Annotated in this window: 5 protein-coding genes and 1 tRNA gene; all 6 read right to left on the reverse strand. The window is 51.2% G+C overall.

All coding sequences use genetic code 11. The features are described 5' to 3' along the window. Window positions 1-53 precede the first annotated feature (53 nt). Complete coding sequence (locus tag G497_RS19955) at window positions 54-965, reverse strand: pentapeptide repeat-containing protein (protein ID WP_084516282.1); 912 nt, start codon at window positions 963-965, stop codon at window positions 54-56. Between the two features lie 146 nt (window positions 966-1,111). Then, complete coding sequence (gene fic, locus G497_RS0112370; protein ID WP_027188375.1) at window positions 1,112-1,717, reverse strand: protein adenylyltransferase Fic; 606 nt, start codon at window positions 1,715-1,717, stop codon at window positions 1,112-1,114. 373 nt (window positions 1,718-2,090) lie between these two features. Next, window positions 2,091-2,177 (reverse strand) — tRNA-Leu (locus G497_RS0112375). Between the two features lie 239 nt (window positions 2,178-2,416). After that, window positions 2,417-3,466: a cytochrome d ubiquinol oxidase subunit II gene (gene cydB / locus G497_RS0112385; RefSeq protein ID WP_027188376.1), complete on the reverse strand. Its 1,050-nt coding sequence runs from the start codon at window positions 3,464-3,466 to the stop codon at window positions 2,417-2,419. Between the two features lie 47 nt (window positions 3,467-3,513). Beyond that, on the reverse strand, window positions 3,514-4,926 hold the full coding sequence (locus G497_RS0112390; protein ID WP_034637888.1) for a cytochrome ubiquinol oxidase subunit I: 1,413 nt from the start codon (window positions 4,924-4,926) through the stop codon (window positions 3,514-3,516). 576 nt (window positions 4,927-5,502) lie between these two features. After that, complete coding sequence (gene purN, locus G497_RS18110; protein WP_084516283.1) at window positions 5,503-6,249, reverse strand: phosphoribosylglycinamide formyltransferase; 747 nt, start codon at window positions 6,247-6,249, stop codon at window positions 5,503-5,505. Between the last annotated feature and the right edge of the window lie 87 nt (window positions 6,250-6,336).

Genomic DNA, 6,336 nt, shown 5'->3' on the forward strand with positions numbered 1-6,336 from the left:
AAGTGCCTGGGGTTCAAAAACCCCTATACAACTTTTTGGGAATACGCTAACAGTCAAACAGCGGGTGTTGCACTTTGAAGTTGAACCCGCGAAGAAAAAATAACCCATGTAGCAAAAAAACATAGAATTACATTTCCAGTACTGTAACCGTAATCAGAAATCAGCCAAAAAAATCGAACAGGCCATTTCTGAATGGGATGATCCACATACCATTTTTCCCATTCAGCCTGCCGTATATTTCGTTCCAACAACGCACGGGTGCCAGATTCTGTCATAATGGAAGAAAGACTAGAGTTGGTCAATAGTGTGTTTCTATTCATTTTACATTCCAAAAAACTGGAACGAGAAGAGACTATTACATTGGAAAAACATGCATTATTAAGGTTAGCTCTATCAAAAATTGCCCCTTCGCAATTGGCATAGACAAAAAGAGCGCCCTCACAAGACGCATTAGAAAAATTAGCTCCTTCACAATTGGCACTTGCAAAAACGCTATTTCCGCAATCAGCAAAATCAAACTCTGCCTTTTGACAATGAGTCAAAGTAAAGTCAGCCTGGTCACAGTAAGCATTGCAAAAACATGCGTTATTGCAGTCGGCTTTCCAAAAACGAGTCTTTTCACAATGAGCGAGATTAAACTCTGCTTTTTCACAGTAGGCCTGTTGGAATGACGCTCCAGCACAGTTAGCGTCTTGAAACAATGCTCTCTCACAGTGGGCCTTCCAAAAATGCGCTCTTTCACAGTTAGCATTAGAAAAATCTGCATCTTGAAGATCCCATTGTGATAGATTTGCACCTTGCAGCCATATTTCTGTATTAGGGTTTCTTTCCCGCCATTCATTCCACTTAGTAATACATTTGCTTTCTGAACATTCCTTAAGCAGACGGTACTGTGCAATATCACACTGATATCCTTCAGGATACAGACATTTCTCCCAATTCAGCAACCACAATCCATCGTTCATACTTCCCCCGCAGTTTTACTCTTTACGTACTCTACCCCTTTCAACTAGCTCCAAAGAGTAGGGTTTCTTCTGTTTAAGCGCTATGCATAAAAACATGGGAGAGATTGTGGGCAAATTGGGCCAAAAATCAAGAAGGCCCCCCCCCTCTACAACTCCCCAGTCCTGAACTCGCTATAGCCTTCATAAAAATAGCTTACGTCTATACCTTTCATATACAGCTCTCTATCGTGGATATTCTCGGTAAGGGCTTGTTTCAGGAGGTGTTTAATCTCTACATCTTTTACCGGGCTGCGTTCCATGGCAAGAAGGTAGTCGTCTTTATCCACAGCGTTCCAGTCCACCACTTGTTTGAGTTCTTTTTTGAGGATCAAGTCCAGCCACATGCGGGTTGCCCGTCCATTGCCTTCCCTGAACGGGTGGGCAATGTTCATTTCCACATATTTTTCCACAATGGCTTCAAAGGTGTTTTGGGGCATGGCATCGATATGTTTCAAGGCTTGCTGCAAATACATGACCGGGGCAAAGCGAAAATTGCCCTTGGCAATGTTCACCTCGCGCAGTTTTCCCGCAAAGTCGTATATGCCTGCAAACAAGTAGTGGTGAATGGAGGCCAGCCCGGCAAACGTGCCCACTTCCAGGGTATCAAGAGCGCCTGTTTCAAAAAGCTGCCGGGCCTTTTGCTTGCTGATCTTTTCTTCTGCGCTTGCCAACGCTATCTGGCTGGTAATGCCCAGCTTGTTTTCCAAAACCATGTAAGGCCCCTTCCATAGGTGTCATGCGTCATTGTGGTGCAATGGTATCGTTTCATGAAACTACTCGATTTTACGCCAGAAGGCAAAGGCCACAACAATACTCAGGTATACAACGGCTTGCTGGCTACTGGCTCCTCTACTAGCAAGAACAAAGCGGCCCCCGGAAATCTCCGAGGGCCGCTCTCTGCACTACATGAATAAATCTGCTCTTACCGCTATAACTCATGCAGTGGAATGTCTGGCGTAATGGCACATCTTATCCACATAGTAAATACCATGTTGCGCACAATACAATGAGCTAATGCCAGCCCCCTCTTCCTACCCCCAAAATACCAAAAGGGTCATAACCTTTCAGTTATGACCCTTTCAAATATGGTGCCGAAGGGGAGACTCGAACTCCCATGTCCTTGCGAACACTAGAACCTGAATCTAGCGTGTCTACCAATTCCACCACCCCGGCGTGAGAAAAAGTAATTACACCGGACTGTCCTGCTTGGCAAGTGTTTTTTTCATTTTTTGCATTTTTTCTTTGTATCCCAGGTCAGGAGGAAGCAAAAGCCTTGGCAGCATTCCAAAGCCAGGTTCCATCGTGCAGAGCCAGGAAGGAATGAATCACCCTCCCCTGCACTGCAACAGGCAATAAAAAACCGGGCCACCCGCAATGGGTAGCCCGGCATGTACTCTGAAAAACAGGAACGCTTAGTATGCGTGTTCCTTCATGATTTCTTCACGAGTCAGTTTGAAGGAGAACACAGTGTACACCCATGCCTGGTAAATAATAACCAGGGGAATGAACATAAGGGTGACCACCAGCATAATTTGCAGGGTTTTGAAGGAAGAAGCAGCCTGAGCCATGGTCACGCTGAATGCGGGGTCCATGTTGGAAGGCACCAGAGCCGGGAACATGCCGAACACCCCGAAAAAGGTGATACAAAGAATGAACAGGGCGCTGGCAGCAAAGGCAAGCCAGTGTGCTCCGCCCGCAATGAAAAAGCGGGCTGCCAGCAGCATAACCACAGCAAGCAGCGGGAACAGCCACAGCACAGGCAGTGCGTGGTAGTTTGCATACAGGTTGGTGTAGTAGCCAGTTGCCATCAAAAACACCACAGCAAGGCCAAGTGTGGCTGCCCAGGCATTTTTGGCAGCGCCAATGGCGCGGTCGTGTAGTTCGCCCTTTTCAGTACGCACAGCAAGCCAAATGGCCCCGTGCATACAGAACATGGCCACAAAAAGCAGGCCACCAGCAAGGCCGTATACGTTGAGCAAGCCAAGCAGGCTGCCGTGGTACACGCCGTTAGCATCAATGGGAATGCCCTGGAACAGGTTGGCAAAGGCCACGCCCAGCAGCAAGGCAGGCACAAAGCTGCCTACAAACTGCATGGTGTCCCACACGTTGCGCCAGCGTGGGCTGTCAATTTTATTACGGAATTCAAAGGAAACCGCGCGGAAAATAAGCGCAAACAAAAGCAGCAGGAGCGGGGCATACAGCGAGCTGAACAGCACCGCGTAGGCCTTGGGGAATGCCGCAAAGGTAACGCCACCAGCGGTAATCAGCCACACTTCGTTGCCGTCCCAAAACGGCCCGGTGGCATTGAACATGACCCGGCGGTCATAATCTGTTTTGCCAAGCACGGGCAACAGGGTGCCCACGCCAAGGTCAAAGCCATCCAAAACAAAATACACTGCCCAAAGCAGCCCCCACAAAACAAACCAGATGATTTGCAGGGTTTCGTAGCTAAATATATCCATATATTTACCCTCGTATTGTGTGCGTCATTCAGGTTATGCTGCCGGCCTTATGCCAGGGGAGCGGGGCCTTTTCTGGCGTACTTGCGAATCAGGTAGATTGCAGCACTGCCAAGCAAGCCGTATACCACCACAAAAGCAAGTAACGAAAGCGCCACGGAAGAACCGGGCACAGGCGAAACGGCCTGGCTGGTGGTCATAAGCTTATGCACAATCCAGGGTTGGCGGCCCACTTCGGCCACCATCCAGCCCATCATAATGGCAATGTAGGGCAGCGGAATGGCATACACAAGGATGCGGGCAAAACCGGGGCGCTGCGGAATGCTATCACGCCACACAAAGGCCAGCAGAGCAAGGCCAAGGAACATAGTGCCAAGGCCCACCATGGTACGGAAGGAAAGGAAGGTGAGCAGCACAGGAGGAAGGGCAGTTTCCGCTGTGAGCGGAGCCTTGATCTGGGTGCCGTCAGCCATGGTGACCACAGGCTGCTTGGGGTCATACCCGGTGCGCTTCACAAATTCTTCAAAGTCGGCACGGGCAGCATCTTTAATGCCAAGCACTTCAGCGCTGAAGTTGCCGTGGGCCAGGAAGCTGAGTACCCCGGGCAGGGGTATGGCTTCAATCAGGTTACGGTGGTTTGCTTCATCCGGCCACACCAAAAGATACATGGGGGCACTTTTTTGTGTTTCCCAATGCGATTCCATGGCAGCAAGCTTGGCGGGTTGCAAGCGGGCAACTGTCATACCGTGGTTGTGGCCCTGAATGGCCACCAGAACGGTAACAATAAGGGTAAAAATCGAGGCAATTTTGAAAGAACGGGTGAAAAAGTCCAGTTCGTTCTTACGGGTAAGGTGCCATGCGGAAATACCCAGCACAAAAAAGCCGGCAAGGGTCCATGCACCAAAAATGGTATGAAAGAACTGGCCCCAGGCATAGGGGTTGCCCAGCACCGTAAGGAAGCTGGCAAGTTCAACACGGTCATTTACAAGGTGGTAGCCCACTGGGTTCTGCATGAAGCCGTTGGCAAGAATAATCCACAAGGCAGAAACGTTCCCGGCAATGGCAACGGCCCAAATGGCAAACAGGTGCACGCGCTTGGAAACACGTTCCCACCCAAAGTGCCACACCGCAATAAACGTGGACTCCAAAAAGAAGGCGGCTGTTGCTTCAATAGCAAGGAGCGAGCCAAAAATATCGCCCACGTAGGCAGAATATTGTGACCAGTTGGTTCCGAACTGGAATTCCAGCGTAATGCCAGTAACCACACCCAGGGCAAAGTTAATAAGGAACAGCTTGCCCCAAAACTTAGCCATACGTTTGTATTGCTCGTTTCCAGTGCGCACGTAAATGGTTTCCATAATGGCTAGCAACATGGACAAACCAAGCGTAAGCGGAACGAAAATGAAGTGGAACAATACCGCTACCGCGAACTGAAGGCGCGACAACAAAACCACATCATCCATAGAAATTCCCCTTTTGTTGTAGCAAGTTGATTTTTTTTACGCGCCGGGCAGTGACTATATAAAAGGATAGCTAGAAAAATCCCTGTACCAGAAGCCATGCCACAGGCGGTAGGACACTATTAGCAATAATTCCCAAAATTAGCAATCAGTCTCTACTGCATAATACCATAACGGAAAGACTATAGCAAACCCTTAATAGGTGCGGCAAAGTGCCACATATCTCTCTACCGCGTGAGCATGTACCCCGCCGCTGGAGCGGAGAAGGAAACGCTGAGTTTTTTCGTTTGGCAAGGCGCAAGTGTTAAAAAAAAGGGGGGGGTGGGCTCTTTGGCCCTGCCTGCCACTCACCTTCCCTAAAGCCGACGGCAGTCGCGAGCGTAGCGAGCCGTGGAGCGACAAGGCGGGGCGCAGGCGGCCACGCCCGCCGGAGCATGTACCCCGCCGCTGGAGCGAAGAAAATAGACGGCAGTCGCGAGCATAGCGAACCGTGGAGCGACAAGGCGGGCGCAGGCGGCCACGCCCGCCGGAGCATGTACCCCGCCGCTGGAGCGGAAGTAAGAAAAAGACAGCGTTTCCTCACAAGGGCATATCAAGGGGGGGACTCACCACCCACGGCCCAGCCGCATTATTCCCCATCGTGCCAAGCTCGTGTTGGGCAAGCACGTGGCCCTGGGCACCGGGCATCACCAAGGCCCCGGCACTTTGCTGCCCCCCTGCCGGGGCGGCAAGCAACACGCGCCGTCCATCAATGGCAAGCCTGCCCTGGGCCAACCAGCGCAAGGCCTGGGCATACAGTACATGTTCAAAGCTGTGCAGGCGCTGCATAAGGCTTTCTTCTGTATCGCCCTGCCCCACAGGGGTAATGGCCTGGGCAATTACTGGCCCGGTATCCACCCCTTCATCCACAAAATGCACTGTTATGCCGCTAAAGCGCACGCCATAATTAATTGCATCCGCACCGCCATGCACGCCAGGAAAGCTGGGCAGCAAGGCAGGGTGCACGTTAAGCACCCGCCCTGGGTATGCACGCAACAGCACAGGGGTAACAAGCCGCATGTACCCTGCCAGCACAATGGTATCCGCCCCATGGGCTTTGGCCTGCTCCACCAGCAAGGCATCATACGCCTCGCGTTCTATGCCCTTGTGGCTTGTGCTCCACACAGGAATGCCGCGGCTTTTGCCAAACTCCAGCACCTTTGCAGCGGGATTATTGGAAAGAATTACCACAATGCGGGCATCAAGCCGCCCGGCTTCAATATGCCCCTGAATGGCGGCAACGTTACTGCCTGTGCCAGAAGCTATGGCGGCAATGCGAAGACTCATGCAAACTCCTTGGAAAACGTGTGAAGGCGTAATGTCAGGGGAGGGGGAAAACCCCTTTTATAAAAGGGGCTTTTCCCCCTCCCCCCG

The sequence above is a fragment of the Desulfovibrio cuneatus DSM 11391 genome (assembly GCF_000430005.1).
GTDB lineage: Bacteria > Desulfobacterota > Desulfovibrionia > Desulfovibrionales > Desulfovibrionaceae > Frigididesulfovibrio > Frigididesulfovibrio cuneatus.